The organism is Photobacterium sp. R1 (assembly GCF_054600795.1).
In genome coordinates this window covers 1-355 of sequence record NZ_BAAHZP010000239.1, presented here as the reverse complement: position 1 = coordinate 355, position 355 = coordinate 1, and the positions used below count along the sequence as shown (strand labels likewise).

Genomic DNA, 355 nt, shown 5'->3' with positions numbered 1-355 from the left:
GCTCATTGTAAGCGGAACCTGGCAATAAGCTCACACTGGTTGCTGGTGGTGATATGCGCCACCTGTTTTGCCACTTTGGGGTTAGGGTGGCGTTTGAGAAAATCGATCAGCGCTGATTTACAGCAACCCAAAGAGCTGATGAAAGCTTCGCAGTCACGGTTCGGGCATTGCGGAATCAGCGCCATGATCTGCTCGGATGCCAGTTGTAGGTATTTGAGCTCGTAATCGCCGTCCCCCTGCTTTCGCCAAAAACTGGCCATGTTGTGACAGGCCGTCACTTTAATGGCGAGTAATTCTTCCAGCTCATCCAGACTCCCATCGACAGGTTCAAGTTGCTGTGATTCAGACAGCGCAA

General features: G+C 51.5%; 1 protein-coding gene. It reads right to left on the bottom strand.

The window, feature by feature from the left end; genetic code table 11:
- Nucleotides 1-2: 2 nt before the first annotated feature.
- On the bottom strand, nt 3-350 hold the full coding sequence (locus ACYP03_RS24850) for a DUF2753 family protein (protein ID WP_459782503.1): 348 nt from the start codon (nt 348-350) through the stop codon (nt 3-5).
- Nucleotides 351-355 lie beyond the last annotated feature (5 nt).